This window comes from Maribacter sp. ACAM166 (assembly GCF_005771495.1).
GTDB lineage: Bacteria > Bacteroidota > Bacteroidia > Flavobacteriales > Flavobacteriaceae > Maribacter.
In genome coordinates, this window is sequence record NZ_VAUW01000020.1 from 24,760 (window position 1) to 42,306 (window position 17,547).

General features: G+C 36.7%; 14 protein-coding genes. 4 read left to right on the plus strand and 10 right to left on the minus strand.

The annotated features are described in order from the left end of the window. Nucleotides 1–108: 108 nt before the first annotated feature. Nucleotides 109–486 carry a hypothetical protein gene (locus tag ES765_RS13465; protein ID WP_138114845.1) on the minus strand — a complete coding sequence of 126 codons (378 nt, stop codon included), beginning with the start codon at nt 484–486 and terminating at the stop codon, nt 109–111. A gap of 293 nt (nt 487–779) precedes the next feature. Between ES765_RS13465 and mdh the strand changes: the two genes are divergently transcribed. Together mdh and secDF are read left to right on the plus strand one after the other, a co-directional pair. Continuing rightward, nucleotides 780–1,706, plus strand: a complete 927-nt coding sequence (gene mdh / locus ES765_RS13470) for a malate dehydrogenase (protein ID WP_138114846.1) — start codon at nt 780–782, stop codon at nt 1,704–1,706. 165 nt (nt 1,707–1,871) lie between these two features. Continuing rightward, nucleotides 1,872–4,841, plus strand: coding sequence for a protein translocase subunit SecDF (secDF, locus tag ES765_RS13475; RefSeq protein WP_138114847.1), 2,970 nt, complete (start codon nt 1,872–1,874; stop codon nt 4,839–4,841). A gap of 51 nt (nt 4,842–4,892) precedes the next feature. On the opposite strand, the gene ES765_RS13480 is transcribed toward secDF, so the two are convergent. The 7 genes from ES765_RS13480 to folE all read right to left on the minus strand — a co-directional run bounded on the left by ES765_RS13480 (nt 4,893) and on the right by folE (nt 11,110). Continuing rightward, entirely contained in the window at nt 4,893–6,125 is a 1,233-nt protein-coding gene (locus ES765_RS13480) for an ATP-binding cassette domain-containing protein (RefSeq protein WP_138114848.1), read from the minus strand. Next, a complete protein-coding gene (locus ES765_RS13485) occupies nt 6,126–6,647 on the minus strand; it encodes a GNAT family N-acetyltransferase (protein ID WP_138114849.1) in 522 nt (173 codons plus the stop codon). It abuts the gene before it with no gap. A gap of 35 nt (nt 6,648–6,682) precedes the next feature. Next, nucleotides 6,683–7,177 (minus strand): DUF192 domain-containing protein, encoded by a 495-nt coding sequence (locus ES765_RS13490; protein WP_138114850.1) that lies wholly within the window; start codon nt 7,175–7,177, stop codon nt 6,683–6,685. Next, complete coding sequence (gene lgt, locus ES765_RS13495; RefSeq protein ID WP_138114851.1) at nt 7,178–8,140, minus strand: prolipoprotein diacylglyceryl transferase; 963 nt, start codon at nt 8,138–8,140, stop codon at nt 7,178–7,180. It abuts the gene before it with no gap. Nucleotides 8,141–8,261: 121 nt separating this feature from the next. Continuing rightward, nucleotides 8,262–8,483: a membrane protein insertion efficiency factor YidD gene (yidD, locus tag ES765_RS13500; RefSeq protein WP_138114883.1), complete on the minus strand. Its 222-nt coding sequence runs from the start codon at nt 8,481–8,483 to the stop codon at nt 8,262–8,264. A gap of 453 nt (nt 8,484–8,936) precedes the next feature. After that, complete coding sequence (cysS, locus tag ES765_RS13505) at nt 8,937–10,415, minus strand: cysteine--tRNA ligase (protein ID WP_138114852.1); 1,479 nt, start codon at nt 10,413–10,415, stop codon at nt 8,937–8,939. A gap of 14 nt (nt 10,416–10,429) precedes the next feature. After that, on the minus strand, nt 10,430–11,110 hold the full coding sequence (gene folE / locus ES765_RS13510) for a GTP cyclohydrolase I FolE (protein WP_138114853.1): 681 nt from the start codon (nt 11,108–11,110) through the stop codon (nt 10,430–10,432). 132 nt (nt 11,111–11,242) lie between these two features. Here folE and ES765_RS13515 point away from each other — a divergent pair, with 132 nt between their 5' ends. Together ES765_RS13515 and ES765_RS13520 are read left to right on the plus strand one after the other, a co-directional pair. Then, complete coding sequence (locus tag ES765_RS13515; protein ID WP_138114854.1) at nt 11,243–13,042, plus strand: T9SS type B sorting domain-containing protein; 1,800 nt, start codon at nt 11,243–11,245, stop codon at nt 13,040–13,042. 123 nt (nt 13,043–13,165) lie between these two features. Then, nucleotides 13,166–14,608 carry a T9SS type B sorting domain-containing protein gene (locus ES765_RS13520; protein ID WP_138114855.1) on the plus strand — a complete coding sequence of 481 codons (1,443 nt, stop codon included), beginning with the start codon at nt 13,166–13,168 and terminating at the stop codon, nt 14,606–14,608. A gap of 57 nt (nt 14,609–14,665) precedes the next feature. On the opposite strand, the gene ES765_RS13525 is transcribed toward ES765_RS13520, so the two are convergent. Further along, a complete protein-coding gene (locus tag ES765_RS13525; RefSeq protein ID WP_138114856.1) occupies nt 14,666–16,171 on the minus strand; it encodes an OmpP1/FadL family transporter in 1,506 nt (501 codons plus the stop codon). A gap of 31 nt (nt 16,172–16,202) precedes the next feature. Next, nucleotides 16,203–17,495, minus strand: coding sequence for a hypothetical protein (locus tag ES765_RS13530; RefSeq protein WP_138114857.1), 1,293 nt, complete (start codon nt 17,493–17,495; stop codon nt 16,203–16,205). Nucleotides 17,496–17,547 lie beyond the last annotated feature (52 nt).

Consider the following 17,547-nt stretch of genomic DNA (forward strand, 5'->3'; position numbering starts at 1 on the left):
ATCAACCCTTTTGCTTAGTGTAGTCTAAGGGGTCAATAAATGAGTATATAAAAAAGCCTGCCTAGATTGCTCTAGACAGACTTTTTCCCATGGCCCTGTTAAAATCGTTCATTCCCTGGTTGCCAATGTGCCACCTTCACTGTTTGTAAGGTATATGCCATCTTCAACGTTTAAAATAGAGAAAACATGAGTAGGTTTGCCTTCAAGACCTCTATACTCTATGGTATATGTATCGTCTTGTCTAGACCATTTAAAATCTGTTTTGAGGGTTGTTGTTGCGCCGCTTATTTCGTGATATCTACCTAAATATACATCGTTGAAAATCCATTCTTTTCGAACAGCCTGTTTTGATGATTTTTCTGAAGCCACAATTTTTGATTGTGACCATATCCCGATAATAGGGTCATTGTTCTGTTCTATCCTAGAACAGTTGGCTAGAAATATAATGGCGCATATAGCCATTAAAGAGAGAAGCTTTTTAGTCATAAGTAGGTTACTATTTTTTTTAGGATTTGGGATCCATAGTTTATAACGTGACGAATGTCGCGTTATTATTAAAATTCGATGTACGGTATCAATTTTCCGATATCTTCGTTGAATAGTCTTTTTTTTTAACACGACCTGCATTTTATCGATGATTTTATAGTAACTGAGAGGTAATTAAATGGGCCGTTCTAGACTATTTTTCATCAATAAATACCTATTTTTGAAATGAAAAATCAATATAATAAGGTGGAACAAGTCCATTTTATAAATAATAATTCATAAAACAGATTTACATGAAAGTTACAGTAGTTGGTGCAGGCGCAGTTGGTGCTAGTTGTGCAGAATACATTGCTATTAAAGATTTTGCTTCTGAAGTGGTTGTTTTGGACATTAAAGAAGGATATGCGGAAGGAAAAGCCATGGACTTGATGCAAACCGCATCGTTGAATGGATTTGATACTAAAATTACAGGTAGTACCAATGATTATGCTAAAACTGCTGATAGTCATATAGCTGTGATTACTTCTGGTATTCCAAGAAAACCAGGTATGACCAGAGAAGAATTGATTGGTATAAATGCTGGTATTGTGAAAACAGTTTCTAGGAACCTTATAGAACATTCACCAAATGTTATCATTATTGTAGTTAGCAATCCTATGGATACGATGACTTATTTGGTACATAAAACTACAGGTTTACCTAAGAATAGAATTATTGGAATGGGTGGTGCGTTAGATAGTGCTCGGTTTAAATATCGTTTAGCAGAAGCCATGGAAGCTCCAATTTCAGATATCGACGGTATGGTAATTGGTGGTCATAGTGATACGGGTATGGTGCCATTAACTTCGCATGCTACCAGAAACAGTATTCGAGTTTCTGAATTTTTATCGGAAGATAGACTGCAACAAGTTGCTGATGATACTAAAGTTGGTGGAGCAACATTGACAAAACTTTTAGGTACAAGTGCTTGGTATGCACCGGGTGCTGCAGTGTCTTCAATGGTACAAGCTATTGCGTGTGACCAGAGAAAAATGTTCCCTTGTTCAACAATGTTAGAAGGTGAATACGGTTTAAACGACATATGTATAGGGGTTCCTGTTATATTAGGAAAAAATGGAATTGAAAGAATAGTCGAAATTCCACTTAGTGACGCAGAGAAAAACAAAATGAAAGAAAGTGCAGAAGGTGTAACAAAAACCAACGGCCTGCTTGATTTTTAAATTCATAATCAAAGTGTTAGTACAAGTAAAGCCATCTGGTTTCCATGGAATTAGGTGCTAGATGGCTTCCTTTTTACAATTACTTCTAAATATATTGCCAAATCTTAGGGTAAATCATATATTTGCACGCTGTTATAAAAAGCGTTCATAAAATTCTCATAACCAATGCAAAATAAAGGACTTATAAAGCTTTTTGCTTTATTATTCGGGTTAGTAAGTATCTATCAGCTATCCTATACTTTCATAACGAGTAAAGTAGAAAAAGAAGCTACTGTCTTCGCCACAAGCCGTATACCGCAGGCAGAAGAGGGTCATGTAGCAAAAAGAGAGGTCGTATATAATAACTATCTCGATTCAATTGGCAACAATACTATTCTTGGGTACACCAGTTATCATGAGGCCAAAGAGAAAGAATTGAACAAAGGTCTTGACCTTAAAGGTGGTATCAACGTAACACTTCAAATTTCAGTTAAGGACATCCTTAAAGGGTTAGCTAACAATACCAAGAGCCCTGTTTTCAATAAAGCCTTGGCTGATGCCGATACCGCAACAAAAGATAGTGATGATACCTACATTGAATTGTTTTTCGAATCATTTGATAAAATTAAAGGCGAAGCAAAACTAGCTTCTCCAGAAATCTTCGCAAACAAAGGTCTTAGTGATGAGGTTAACTTTCAAATGTCAGATGATGATGTTAAACCTATTATTAGAAGAAAGATTGATGAGTCGATTGTTTCTGCTTTTGAAGTATTGAGAGAACGTATCGATGGATTTGGTGTTACGCAACCTAATATTCAAAGAGAGGGAAATTCTGGTCGTATTTTAGTTGAATTGCCAGGAGCTAGAGATATTGCCCGTGCTCAAGACTTATTGTCAAGTACTGCACAATTAGAGTTCTGGGAAACGTATAAGCAAAATAATACGAGTTTTAGTACGTTCTTGATTCAGGCGAACGAGAAACTGAAGGGTATTGTAGAGGTGGAGGCTCCTAAGCAAATCAAGGAAGAATCAGAGTTAGATTCGTTGTTATCTGATGTTTCAGCAGATTCATTGGATTTGGTTACACAGGTAAATCCATTATATGAGTTATTGATTCCTGCTAATCCAGGAAGTAATGCAATGTTCCGTGCGGCTATTAAGGATTCCGCAACAATTGGTTCTTATTTAAGAATGCCAGAGATTAGAAGATTATTACCTGCAGATATTCAATTCACCAAATTTGTTTGGGAAAGACCTTCAACGGAAGATACTGAAGTAATTGATTTATATGCTTTAAAATCTAACCGTGAGGGTACGCCTAGAATAAGTGGAGATGTAGTTAGTGATGCAAGAGCAGATTTCGATCAGTTTAGTAAGCCTGCTGTTTCAATGACCATGAACACCAAAGGTGCTAAGGAATGGGAAAAATTAACAGGCGATGCATATACCAATCAAACAGGTATTGCTATCGTTTTAGATAATAAGGTATATACTGCTCCAGGTGTTTCATCTGGTCCTATATCAGGTGGACGTTCTGAAATTACAGGAAACTTCACCGTTAATGAAACAAAAGATATTTCGAATGTTCTTAGAGCTGGTAAACTTCCAGCTTCTGCAGAAATTATTCAATCAGAGATTGTTGGTCCTTCTTTAGGTCAAGAAGCTATTGATAGTGGTTTTATGTCTTTCTTAATCGCAATGGCTATTGTGTTGTTGTGGATGATTGCTTATTATGGTAAAGCAGGTGCTTTCGCAGATATCGCTTTGCTCTTGAACATCATGTTGATTTTCGGTGTATTGACCAGCTTAAATGCAGTGTTGACCTTACCTGGTATTGCAGGTATCGTTTTAACCATTGGTATGTCTGTGGATGCTAACGTACTTATCTTTGAGCGTATCAAAGAAGAGTTAGCAAAAGGAAAAGGAAAGAGCCAAGCCGTTGCAGATGGTTTTGGAAATGCACTATCCTCTATTTTAGATGCGAACATTACTACAGGCCTAACAGCGATTATATTATTCATTTTTGGTTCAGGCCCTATTAAGGGATTTGCAACTACATTATTAATTGGTATTATCACTTCGCTTTTCACAGCTATATTTATTACGCGTTTACTGGCAGATTGGTATATAAGTGGAAAAGGAAGAAGTTTAGATTTCTCTACAGGATTAACTAAAAATCTTTTTAAGAATGTCAGTATTGATTTCTTGATTAAAAGAAAGATAGCTTACATTTTGTCTACTATTCTAGTTGCAATAGGATTGTTCTCTTTATTATTCGGACAAGGATTGCAGCAGGGTGTTGATTTTATTGGTGGACGTTCTTATATTGTTCGTTTTGAACAAGCTGTCAATCCTTCTGAAATTACATCTGAATTGAATACCGTTTTTGGAAGTGGTACTAATGTGAAAACTTATGGTGAGTCTAACCAGGTTAAAATAACAACTCCTTATAAAGTTGATGTTGAAGGAATTGAAGTTGACGCAGAAATTCAGGATAAACTATACACAAGTCTTCAAAAATACTTACCAGATGGAATGAGCAAAGATGCCTTTACATTAGGTGGCGTGCACGAGGAAGCTATAGGTATTTTGCAAGCTGTAAAAGTTGGACCAACCATTGCCGATGATATCAAGAATAATGCTTTCTTGGCTATTTTAGGATCTCTAGCAGTAGTGTTCCTTTATATCTTATTCAGATTTAGAAGATGGCAATTCTCATTAGGTGCAGTAGTTGCTGTATTCCACGATGTATTGATTGTACTTGGAATTTTCTCTATATTCGGTAAACTAATGCCTTTTAATATGGAAATTGATCAGGCTTTTATTGCAGCGATATTAACGGTAATTGGTTATTCATTGAACGATACCGTGGTTGTGTTTGACCGTATACGTGAAACATTGGCAGAACGCGGCTGGAAAGGTGGTGAGAATATTAACTACGCTATAAACAGTACGTTAAGTAGAACATTGAATACGTCTTTGACCACGTTGGTCGTTCTATTGACCATCTTTATATTTGGAGGTGAATCTTTACGAGGATTCATGTTTGCAATGATTATTGGTGTTGTTGTAGGAACCTACTCATCGGTGTTTATTGCTACTCCTGTAATGTTTGATGCTTTAAGTAAAAAGATTACATCTGGAAGTGAAAAATAATATATACTAACTCAATGCTAAAATCGCTATCTCAAAAGGATAGCGATTTTTTTATGCCGTAGTGCTAACGCCAATTGAGCCTGTAGCTGATTTAAGTAATGTGTATATGCTCTTTGGTTCTAAGTAGGGTTCTTTTCTGTGGGATACAAAAATTATCGCTGTATCCGTTTCTTTTGCAATTTTATTAACCAATGCTACCAGCAATGCAGCAGATGCATCATCCATACCTGTAGTGGGTTCATCTAGAATAAGTACTGGAGGATGCTTTACCATCGCTCTTGCAGTCATTATCAATCGTTGCTTACCTGTGGATAATTGGTTGAAATAGGTGTCTTTTAATTCGTAGAGATCCAACAGTAGTAGCCATTGTTTTATTAACCGCTTTTGCATCTCTGTCGGCATGGTATAAAGACCAACGGAATCTGTTAGGCCTGAGATTAACATGTGTTCTACCGAATGTCTGCCCTTAAACCTATTGGTCATTGCAGGGGAATAGTAGCCTACCTTCTTTTTAATATCCCACACACTTTCTCCACTACCTTTTTTTGAGCCGAACAGGTAAATTTCTTGTCCAAATGCTTTGGGGTTGTCCCCTATTATCATTGAGAGTATTGAAGTCTTTCCAGTTCCATTCGCTCCAGTAAGTTGCCAGAAATCACCTTTATTTACTTTCCAATTGATATCTCTAAGTATTGTTTTATTTCCATGAGAAATAGAAACATTTTTGAATTGAATTAAAGGATTATTACAATAACCTATAGTTGCTAAAGGTGTAGGTATGCTGTCGGTATTAAATGGGTCAGTTGTTTTGGCTTCAAGAGTTTTTAGATTAGATATTTCTGTAAACGTACTATGGTCCAGTTTTCCGAATTTATTGATAAAAAGTAAAGTGTCAGCCTTACGGCTCGCCAGTTGTATAAAAGTTATGGATGTCGAATGTTCTTGTAGTATAGTTTTTAGCTCTTCTTGAAAGTGGGTATCTAAGTTGTCAAAGGGATTGTCTAAGATGATATAATCAGGACGTTGTTGAAGCAAGTAATATAACAACGCTTTTTTTTGTTCACCACTTGACATGGTTTCTAAGGCTTGTTCTTTTGAGCTAATAATCTTATGGTCGTGTTTGTCTTCTTCTTCGATGAGTTTCTCTAATGTAATTTGAGAGTACAAACTTCCAGTTTTATCTTTGTATTCTTGGAGCTCAGTAGGTACTTTGCCTTTTGAAAAAAGCTCAATAAATTCCTTTTTCTTGGAATTGTTATCTATATAAATTACCCAATGGTTCATTTACCTATTAATTCTAAATATATAAACAGGATTGTCTCTATATGTGTTCTCATAATCTATGCACATTCCATTTTTTAATGCTGTTTTTTGTGATGGAATGTTATCAACTTGTATAATTGAAATTAAGCTTTCTGCCCATTGCTTCTGAAACGCAACGTACTTGCATTTCTCCGTGGCTTCAAAGGCAAAACCTTGACGCCAATACTCAGGTAGAATAGAATACCCGATTTCTAATTCTTCATTACCATTTACATTTTGAACTAGAATTCCGGCAAGCCCTATAAGTTTATGTGTCTTCTTTGAAATTAAGGCATTCATGCCGCCAGACCCTTCACAATAGCGCTCAAATAATCTAGAAAACTGTTCTTCACAGGCGGCTACTGGTTCATTGGGTAGCCCAGACCAATATTGGTTGCTAAGTGGTTCTTCATGAAAAGGTAGCCAATCTTGAAAATCGGTTGCGATTACTTCTCTAAAAAGTAACCGCTCAGATTCTTCGTTGAATAATGAATAGTCTGGCATATTGTTCCTTAATGACTACCTAATAAAATGGTATTTTAATTTTTGGTAAAACTTATGCTGTCTCCAACTTTTATTCCCAATTCTTCCGTTAATCCTCCATTAATTTCCAGTACGTATTTAACGGCTACTAGAGAGGATAATCCGCCTTCATTTAAGGGTTGTGCATTTTCTTGCGTGCTGGCAATTTTCAAATCCTTATCGATATAAAGAATGTCCAATGAAAATTCAGTATTCTTCATATAAAACGAATGCACAGCTTCCTCTGGAAAAATAAAGAGCATGGCCTGATTTTTCGCCATACCCTTTCGGTACATTAATCCTGTTTGCGTTTCATATTCTGTTTGTGCAAATTCTATGTTGAATTTAGTTCGTAAAGTATCGCTGGTCTTTTTAAAGATAGATAAATCACCCTCGTATGTAAAGTCTACCTGTTGCGTGGTGATGGTCTTTTTAGCGTCTTCCTGACAAGAGGTTAATAACACTGTCAAGACCACTATTAATACCCAATATTTGCTTCGAAAATTGAACATTTAGGCGGTCTTACTTTTTCTAAACATGAAAAATAGGCCAATAAGAATAAAAGGAATACTCAACCATTGACCAGTTGATAAAACACCTAACGATTCTTCAAATCCTCCTTGGCTTTTCTTGACAAACTCAACAAAGAATCTAACTGTCCAAAGCAGTACAAAAAACAGTCCGAACAAGTAACCCGCCTTATTCTTTTTATCAGTTTTCCAATACAGAAAGTAAAGAAGTATAAATATAAAAATGTAACCTATACCTTCGTACAATTGGGCCGGATGACGGTAAGGGATTTCTGCTAAATATTGGGAAAATTGTGGATTGTTCTCAAGGGCATCATAAGCAGCATTCAATGTTTTTTCTTGGGTGATACCCAGGGCTTTTGACGGGTGAAGGTCATCTGAGTCACGTATAAATTTGGTAGCGAAAATGAAATTTTCGTTTACTACTTTGCCATTGATTTCAGAGTTGAAAAAGTTGCCTAAACGGACACAAAAGGCACCAATTGAAATCGGTAGTACAATTCTGTCAAATATCCAGAGCATATTAAACTCGGGAAACTTTCTAGTATACAGCCATGTGCCTACAATAATACCAAGAGTTGCACCATGACTAGCTAAACCGGCGAATCCTGTAAATACATAACCGTTAATTAATCCAAATAAAAGGCTCCCCGAATCACTCTCACGAATAGGTAAAAGAATTTCTACCAAGTGAGTGGAATAATACGCCCAATCATAGAAAATTACATGACCTAATCGTGCGCCCAACATTGTTCCTAAAACGGTATAGATAAAGAGGGAATCTAACTGTTCTATTGATTTTTTTTCATTTACGAAAATCTTTTTCATGATGAACCAACCTAAAGCGAAAGAGGTGATCCAAAGTAAATTGTAATACTTAATTTGTATAAATCCTATATTGAATAGGGTTTCATTGGGATTCCAGATTATTCCTAAGAAATGCATGTGTCGTATTTTGAATGGCTAAGATAATAAATAGCCAACAGACCAATTCGGTTTTAGAAAATAGAGTTTGGCTAAAGAGTAATACGTGAAAGAAGTTTTCAATTTATTAGAATTAACCAATTCAAGGAACCGGGTCATATCCCTTCCCGCCCCAAGGATTGCAGCTGAAAATACGTTTTGTTGCCAACCATCCTCCTTTGAACAAACCATGTTTTTTCAATGCCTCTACCGAATATTGGGAGCAGGTAGGGGAGTATCTGCATGTGGCAGGGGTATACGGTGATATGGCCAATTGATAAAAACGGACCAATAGTATAAATGGGGCAATCAGAATTTTTTTAATCGAGATGTTCAAAATAAAAAATTAATATTGCAAAGCTAGTATAAAAGTGTGAATTCTTAAAAACGAATAAGTCCTGATGTTTTGTATCTTGATTTGTCTAAGAAACTTGTATTAATCACGTACGATTTTTGTTTTCTAAGAATCATTCTTCAAAATATATGTTTGTAGATAACATGTTGATGGGTTGAGTAAAATACCCTGTATGTGTCCGGGGTATTTTTACAGAATGTTTAAATCAGAATTAGGTATTTCGCCAGTTGAATTTATTAATAACGAAAGAATCAAATTGGCAGTTGGCTTGTTCAGGACCCAAAACGGAATATCAAAGATGAATATCTTGATTGTGGCTTTGAACGTAGGTCCTACCTTAATAGTGTGTTGAAAAACCGTCAAAATTTAGACCCTGTAGCATACCAGACTAAACTTCAGAAATTTTAATTTTTATCTATAAAATTATAGGCTATACGTAGTACCTTCTTTGCCATCTTTAAGTTGAATACCTAAATCAGCCAATTGGTCACGAATTTTATCGGAAGTAGCAAAATCTTTATTCTCCCGTGCTTCTTTTCGTAGTTGTATTAAAAGCTCTACCACACCACCTAACTTTTCAGAATCTGCATCAGAACTACTCTTATTTTCAAGTCCTAAAACATCAAACGCAAAGCTATGCAGGGTGTTTCCCAATTCCGTTTTATCTTCTGCAGTAATCGTTTCGGTACCTTCTTTTATTAAATTGATATGCTTCACCGCATCGAATAAGTTGGCAATAAGAATCGGTGTGTTAAAATCATCGTTCATAGCATTATAGCAAGAAGATTTCCAAGCAGTGACATCAAAATTTGTGGTTTTGCCGGTAGCTAATGATTTTAATGAATTTATGGCTTCCATTAATTTATTAAAGCCTTTCTCCGAAGCCAAAAAGGCTTCATTGCTGATATCTAAAATACTGGTATAGTGCGCTTGCATCATGAAAAAACGAACCATTGATGGGGAAAATGGTTTGCTTAGAATTTCATTTTCACCAGAAAATATTTCTCCAGGAAGAATACTATTACCTGTTGATTTAGCCATTTTCCTACCATTGAGCGTCAACATATTAGTATGTAGCCAATAATTTACAGGAGATTTTCCATTACTAGCTTCGGCCTGTGCAATTTCACATTCATGATGTGGGAATTTTAAGTCCATACCACCGCCATGAATATCAAAGGTTTCACCCAAATACTTGGTACTCATTGCCGTACACTCTAAATGCCAACCTGGGAAACCATCTCCCCACGGTGAAGGCCATCTCATAATGTGCTGCGGTTCGGCTTTTTTCCAGAGTGCAAAATCTTGCGGATTATGCTTGTCATCTTGTGCGGAAAGATTGCGGGTATTGGCAATCATATCTTCTAGCTTACGCCCGCTAAGTTTACCATATTCATGCTCCTTATTGAACTTTGCTACATCAAAATACACAGAGCCATTGGTCTCATACGCAAATCCCTTTTCAAGAATATCCTTAATGATTTCAATTTGTTCGATAATATGACCTGTCGCTGTTGGCTCTATACTTGGAGGTAAAAAATTAAATTTCTCTAAAATATTATGAAAATCGACGGTGTATCGCTGTACAACTTCCATCGGTTCCAATTTTTCCAGTCTAGCCTTTTTACCGATTTTATCCTCACCATCTTCTGCATCGTCAACCAAATGACCAGCATCTGTAATATTCCGTACATAACGTACTTTATAACCGAGATGTCTAAAATACCTAAAAATCATATCAAATGACATGAAAGTTCTACAGTTACCTAAATGTACATTGCTATATACAGTTGGTCCGCAAACGTACATACCAATATGGCCCGTATTTATAGGCTTGAAAATTTCTTTTTTCCCAGTTAAGGAGTTATATACTTTGATTTCTTGACTTTCGAACAATTGCATGAAGCTGTATGCGATTAAAAATGGCTATCTAAGTTTAGGTAATTTAAAAACTCACGTCGTACTAAATCTTCTTTGAATTTGCCGCCATATTCAGCGGTTACGGTACTACTATCGATATCTCGTATACCTCTTGAATTTACACAAAGGTGTTTAGCGTCTATAATACAAGCAACATCTTCCGTCCCTAAAACCTCTTGTAATTCTCTTACGATTTGAATATTTAAACGTTCCTGTACTTGCGGTCGCTTTGCATAATAATCAACTACACGGTTCATTTTAGATAGACCAACAACCGTTCCGTTAGAAATATAGGCAACGTGTGCACGACCTACAATCGGTAAAAAGTGATGCTCACAGGTTGAATATAGGGTGATGTTTTTTTCAACCAACATTTCCCCATACTTATACTTATTATCGAATGTAGAAGATTTTGGTTTTCGGTTCGGGTGTAAACCACCAAATACCTCATTTACATACATTTTGGCAACCCGGTTTGGGGTACCTTTTAAACTATCATCGTTTAAATCTAGCCCCAAGGTTAACATAATGTCACGAACGTTTTCACGTATGCGTTCTATTTTAGTAGCATCATCCAAAACAAAGGCGTCTTTGCGTAAGGGTGTATCTTCAGATGTAGAAATATGATCGTTTCCTAACTCCTCAAATTGATTTTCCAATGTATCCTCAATTTTCATTTTAACTAACTTTTACAAGCTGCAAAGATATACATTATGTGCCACTTTATATCTAAATGGGGGGATTACACAACATAAATTAGACATAGCGCAAAGGTCTGGTTAATTTTAAATTCCAATTATTTAGACTCTATGACCAAGTATAGTATAGCCATTCTACTAATGAACATTTTTGGTTGCCTAACTTGTTTTTCACAAGTAGCACCAGATTGTATCAATGCTACTCCTATTTGTAAAAACACCCCTGTAAATGCAGGTACAAATGGTTATGGGGTGGATGATTTTAATGGTGCTTCCGTCTCAGGCTGTATTGAAGCTTCGGTAACTATCGAAACTAATTCTGCTTGGTACCGCTTTAGAGTAGGTAAAAGTGGTCAATTAGGGTTCAATATTGGTTATGATTCAAATGAAGATTGGGATTTTGCTTTGTATAAAACCAATGATTGTGATGATTTAGGAGAACCTGTACGATGTGATTTTTTTGATAATTCTGATGGTAGTAGTTATATAGGTATTGGTGAAGACCCTACTGGAGCTGATAATATTCAATATAAAGATTGGTTAGAAGTAACAGCAAATGAGGATTATTATTTGTTGATTAATAATTATAGCAACAATAATTCAGGGTTCTCAATTCAATTCTCAGGAAACATTTTTATAGAATTTCCGAATACAGCATTGGATTGTGATATTATAGATAATTTACTAGGCCCTCCAATTAGTGCCTGTGATACTGAAACCGTGATTTTGGATGCTACAACTTTTGCGGCATTAAAATATGAATGGTATTTGGATATAGGTACAGGGTATCAGCGTATTCCTAACGAAAATGAGCCACAATTATCTGTTGCGGTATCTGGAATGTATCGGGTTTTAGTGTTAAGGCCATCAGGAAATAATTTAATTAGTGAGACCCAAGTGGCGTATGTTCCTTCACCGGTTACTTATCCAGTTTCAGATGAAACGGTTTGTTTTGATGGTACCGCCATTAATTTAAGGCAAAAAGATGCAGAAGCATTAGAAAATCAAAGTCCGTTTGAATTTAGTGTAACGTATCATGCCTCTCTAGAAGAAGCTATAAATTCAAGGAACGCATTGCCAAAAGAATATATTCCAACAATGCCTTCAGAGACAATCTATGTACGTACAACTTCCATCGAAAATGGAACCTGTTTTGATGCATCAGAATCTTTTGAGATTAATAGTGTTGAGCTACCAACGTTAGATTTTGATACCAATATCTTTATGTGTGGAGAATCGCCAGTAGTAACTATTGGGGAAGAATTATCAGATTCGAATTTCACATATGAATGGAGTTCTGGTGAAACTACTTCTAGTATTACTGTTGCCAAGGAGGGAGTTTATACCTTATCTGTGAGCAATAAACAAGGGGCCTTAAAATGCATTACAATTCGTTCTGTTGCTGTAATTTTTTCTACACCACCTGTTATTACAGATATACGTATTGCTTATGAGGACGATTTATCGAATGTTGTCAAAGTTTTTTTGGAAGAGCAAGGGAATTTCGAATATCAATTAGACGACGAAATCCCTCAAAACAGTTCAATTTTTAATGATCTATTTCCGGGTGAACATACAATAACTGTAAATGATTTAGATGGTTGTGCTGCTGATTTTGTGGAAATAGTAGTTATCGGTTTTCCGAAATTTTTCACGCCGAATGCAGATGGTGTAAATGATAAGTGGCAGGTAAGCGGACTCTTAGTTTTGGATAATCCGATTGTTAGAATCTATGACCGTTATGGTAAATTTCTTCATCAATTGAATAAAAGTTCCACTGGTTGGGACGGTTCATTTAAAGGAACTTTGTTGCCAGAATCAGATTATTGGTTTAAACTATCCTATACGAACTCGCAAGGGCAAAGTATGAACGCAGCGTATGTTAATAATCACTTTACATTAAAACGTTAGGCTTTAAAATAGGTCTATAAAGTGTATTTTATCGATTAAAAGCCATAATAGTCGCTATAAGATACTAAAATTTGGCATGTGTAGTTATTATATACATTACGTAAACTAATAGCCACACTTTCTATGAGAACACTTATTTGTTCTATATGTTGTTTGATTCTTTTCTATTCAAATTTAAGTGCTCAGAATTCTGCGGATTGTAGGACTGCTATACCTGTATGCGCCGACCAACCTATTATGGGTATTGCTGGCGGTAGCGGTGATGTTGATGATTTTGACCCAGACGTAATACGACAAACAGGATGTTTAGAAAAAGGTAGTCTAACCTCTGCCAATATTGAATTTAATACGTCTTGGTTTGTTTTTAGGGCTGGTACTGGTGGTCAAGTAGGTTTTGATATCGAAGCATTGCCGGCCAACGGAGGGACTGGAACACCTACTGCAGAATGGGATTTTGCTGTGTATGGTCCAGAAGTTGATTGTGCAGCTATTAGTAATGGTACGGCACAACCTATTCGTTGTAATTATGAAGTCAATACTACGTTATTTACCGGAATTGGTGTAAATCCTGAAAATGGACAAGAAGGAGCTGCTTCATTAACCGGAAGCCAAAACACCTACGATGAATATTTAGAGGTGCAGCCAGGTGAAATATACTATATTCTAATAAATAATTTTGCAGATAATTTCACGGGTGATCCAGAACCTTTTATGTTGACATTTACGGGAAGTTCTGTAAGTGATGATCAAAATACTGCTTTGGATTGCACGTTGCGCGATGAATTTTTAGGTCTTGATATTGTAGCTTGTGAAGGCGATGATGATATAACCATTAGCGCATTGAATTCTCCAGCAGGTTCTGATATTGCAAATGTAGAATGGACCGTTGATTATGAGGATGATGGCTTGGTAGATGATACGCTTACCGGTTCTGGTGAATTTGGAGCCGAATTGGTGGTCGTAAGCCCTAATTCTGGACGCTATTTTGCGACAATTACCACTAGAACCGGTATGCCGCCAACGGTTAGTGATGACAGCGGAGTTTTGATTACTTTTTATGGTACACCGATTCTAAATCGGGTAGAGCTTTTAGATTCAAACCTTTCTATTGATCCAGATCAAAATAATGTTGAAATAATTATTGATGCAGACGGTGCTTATGAATACGCTATAAATAATGGCGAATTTCAAGATGATCCGATATTCATGAATGTTCCGCCTGGTATTAACACTGTAATTATAAACGACAAAAACGGATGTGGTATTACGGATCCTATTGAGTTCTTGGTGGTAGGGTACCCTAAATTCTTCACGCCCAATGGTGATGGTATTAATGACGATTGGAATATAAAAGGGATTGATACCTTAACAAACCCAGCTGTATTTGTTTTTGATAGATATGGTAAATTATTAAAGCAGTTAGGGCCGACAGATGCTTGGGATGGTACTTTTAATGGGAGACAGATGCCATCATCAGATTACTGGTTTCGGTTTGAGTATGCAGAGACCGATGAGGGATTGTTAGTGGCAAAAACAAGAAAAACACATTTTGCGCTAAAGAGATAAAAAAAACGGACGCAAATTTTGCGTCCGTTTTTTAGGTAGTTCTAAAACCACTAGTGCTTAAAAGTTAATCGTATAACTTAAAGTTGCATTAGTATTTATTCTATTTATGCTAGCTGGCGTTGTAATACCAGAATCAAATAATCGTTCATTAATATCTTGCTGGGAACGGCCTAGGGCAAAATCTAATCTACTACCACCAAAATTATAACCTATCCCAGCAGAAACAGCATTTAAATCACCTATTGTATTTCCGTTTGCATAGGGGCTCTGTTCATAACGATAGCCACCTCTTAAGCTGAATTGTTCTATTCTATATTCTCCACCTAACCTAAACGTAGAAACCGAGCCTAGTTCGCTGGATATTTGATTGTTTACATTTTGAAAACTAGGGTCATTGGCAGGGCGTAATTCCGTTTTGGAAAAATCTTGAAATCCATAGTCAAAACTTAATAATCCGTTTTTAGCAAAAACTAGTGCTAAGCTACCTGTCAATTTGCTTGGGGTTTTTACAGTATATGTTTCGAATACATTGACAATATTGAAATCAATAAAATTAATTTCAGAATCTGCCAAATCAGAATTGATACGTTGTGAAAAATCATCATTCAAGCGATACCAAGTAGGAGACTGGTAGCTTCCGCCCAAGCGTACATATTCATTTAGCTTTGCAATTGCACCTAGACTAAATGAGAAACCGCTTCCTTCTGTGCTTAAATAATTATCAAACGTGGTGTTCTGTATTTCCGATGTAGCGTCATAACCACGTTCAGTGAATTGATCATATTTAGTGTACACTATATTGTGAAAATTTAAGGAAGCACCCATGTAAATATTCTCCTTAAACTGTGAACCTGTGTTTAGTGTGAATTTGCTATTATAACCTGAAGTTCTCCTTAAAAAATCTTGATTGACTGTGTTGTAGCTCGCATTACTTATATAGTCTGTATTATTGTCCTCTTCAGAAGCAGGGTCAAGTATACCTCCGTAATATCCTAAAAAGGCTTGTTGCTCTCTAAATCCTTGGTTTGCTCCAATATCTAAATAAGCCTCTTCGAGAAATTCACCATCTTGAAGTAAAATGTTGCCAAAGGGTGTTCCTTGTGCGTAGTTCGAAAAGTAGTTGTCTATGCCTTGCGAGCTATTTCCTGAAACATAATATTCATTATCGAAATTGTTTACCACATCGTAATTAAAGGCTAATGAGAACTTCTGCCAGTCAGAATTTGAGTTGGTATTTTTAAAAACAAACGCCCCACCTATTTGATTTAAATCAAGGTTGTTCGTTTTCGTATCAATGCTAGTACCAAAATAACTTGCTTCATTATTGATATTGTAGGTTGATCCTGAAATAGTAAATAGGCTATTGCTGAAAACAGCTGATCCAGCAGGGTTTATATTTAAAGATGACATATCGCCACCTAGTGCTCCAAAAGCTCCACCCATCGCTTGAAAGCGGGCGGTACCTTGAAGATTTTCACCACTATAGCGTAAGGCTTCGTTAATGTTCTGAGCACTACCAACAGCGCATAGGGTGAGTATTATGAAAGTTAAATATATTTTCATAGAAAAATTTTAAAGGTGAAAATTTATAGATTTAATTTCTTCTGCCATTGCTTCTACCTGAGGATGTAGAACCAGAAGATCTTGAGCTACCACCACTAGAACTCCTTACTGATCTAGAGCTACCAGAGCTTTTGCTTGATCTGCTATAGTTGCTGCCGCTAGATTTTCTAGTGCTAGAGCCAGAATTTCTATAAGACCCGCCGTTAGAGCCTCTCGTAGTGCGACCTGTTGAATAGTTCCCGCTACTTCGCGAAGGACTTCTACTATTTCCAGAACTTCTATACGTGGAAGTCCTTGGGGTCATTACTCGACTGCTAGACCTAGTGGTGCCATTAGTATTTGCGCCTGTAGCATATCTGTTCGTAGAATTTACACTTCGTGAAGAAGTAGTATATCTAGGGGTAGCTCTCGTGCTTCTGCTGCTTCTGTATGCTCTGTTTTGATCTACGCCAACTGTTCTTCTGGTACTGCGGCTATTACCGGAATAGGTTCTTGAGCTACGTGTGCTAGCAGCGCTTCTAGTTGTTGCAGTACGAGAAGTTGTACTTCTGTATCTTGGAGAATCTCCTCTTGTATTTACATTAGATCGCCCTCTTAACGCACTTGAGTTATTAGCGGTATTTCTAGTATAGTTTCCTCGTCTAGAATTATTAAGGGCATATTGCCTATTGTTATATCTATTATTGAAACCAAAACCTTGGTTATAGTTTCCGTAATAACCGCCCCAGCCCCAGTTGTTCGAGCCAAAGCCAAGGTTCCAGCCATATCCGTAGCCGCCATAACCCCAATTGTTCCATCCCCAAGGATTGTTCCAACCATAGCCATATGATGAGCCGTACCCCCAGTTGTTCCAGCCCCATGCAGGGTTTGCCCATCCAAATTGACCACCATAACCCCAATTGTTCCATCCGTTGTCATAGATATTTATGCTTACGCTAGTAGCATTATCTCCCCAGCCACCATAACCTTGGTAGTCATTTTCATTTGAATAGTAATCTGTTAACTGACCTTCTGGAACGTATCCACTATTTTCATTTGTGGCATAGGAATCAACATCGGTAAAAATTTCACTATCCAATATCTCATCGTATTGATTAGCTTTTTCTCCAAAATAGTCGGAATACGTATCTGATTCTGCATTACGTTGGGTATTCACACGCTGCTCTGGTCGTCTCTCAACCGTTTGAGGTGTATCGTCAGCGTAAATACCATCATTGTCGTAATAAGATGCTTGCTGGTAAGACCCGCATGAAGCTAAGATTAGAGCTAGGGTTACCACCATTGTTATGTTGCGAAGTTTGTTGTGGGGTATTGAATATATCATCGGATCAAAATTATAGTGTTGAACATATTAAAAATAACTAGTTTTACCCAAT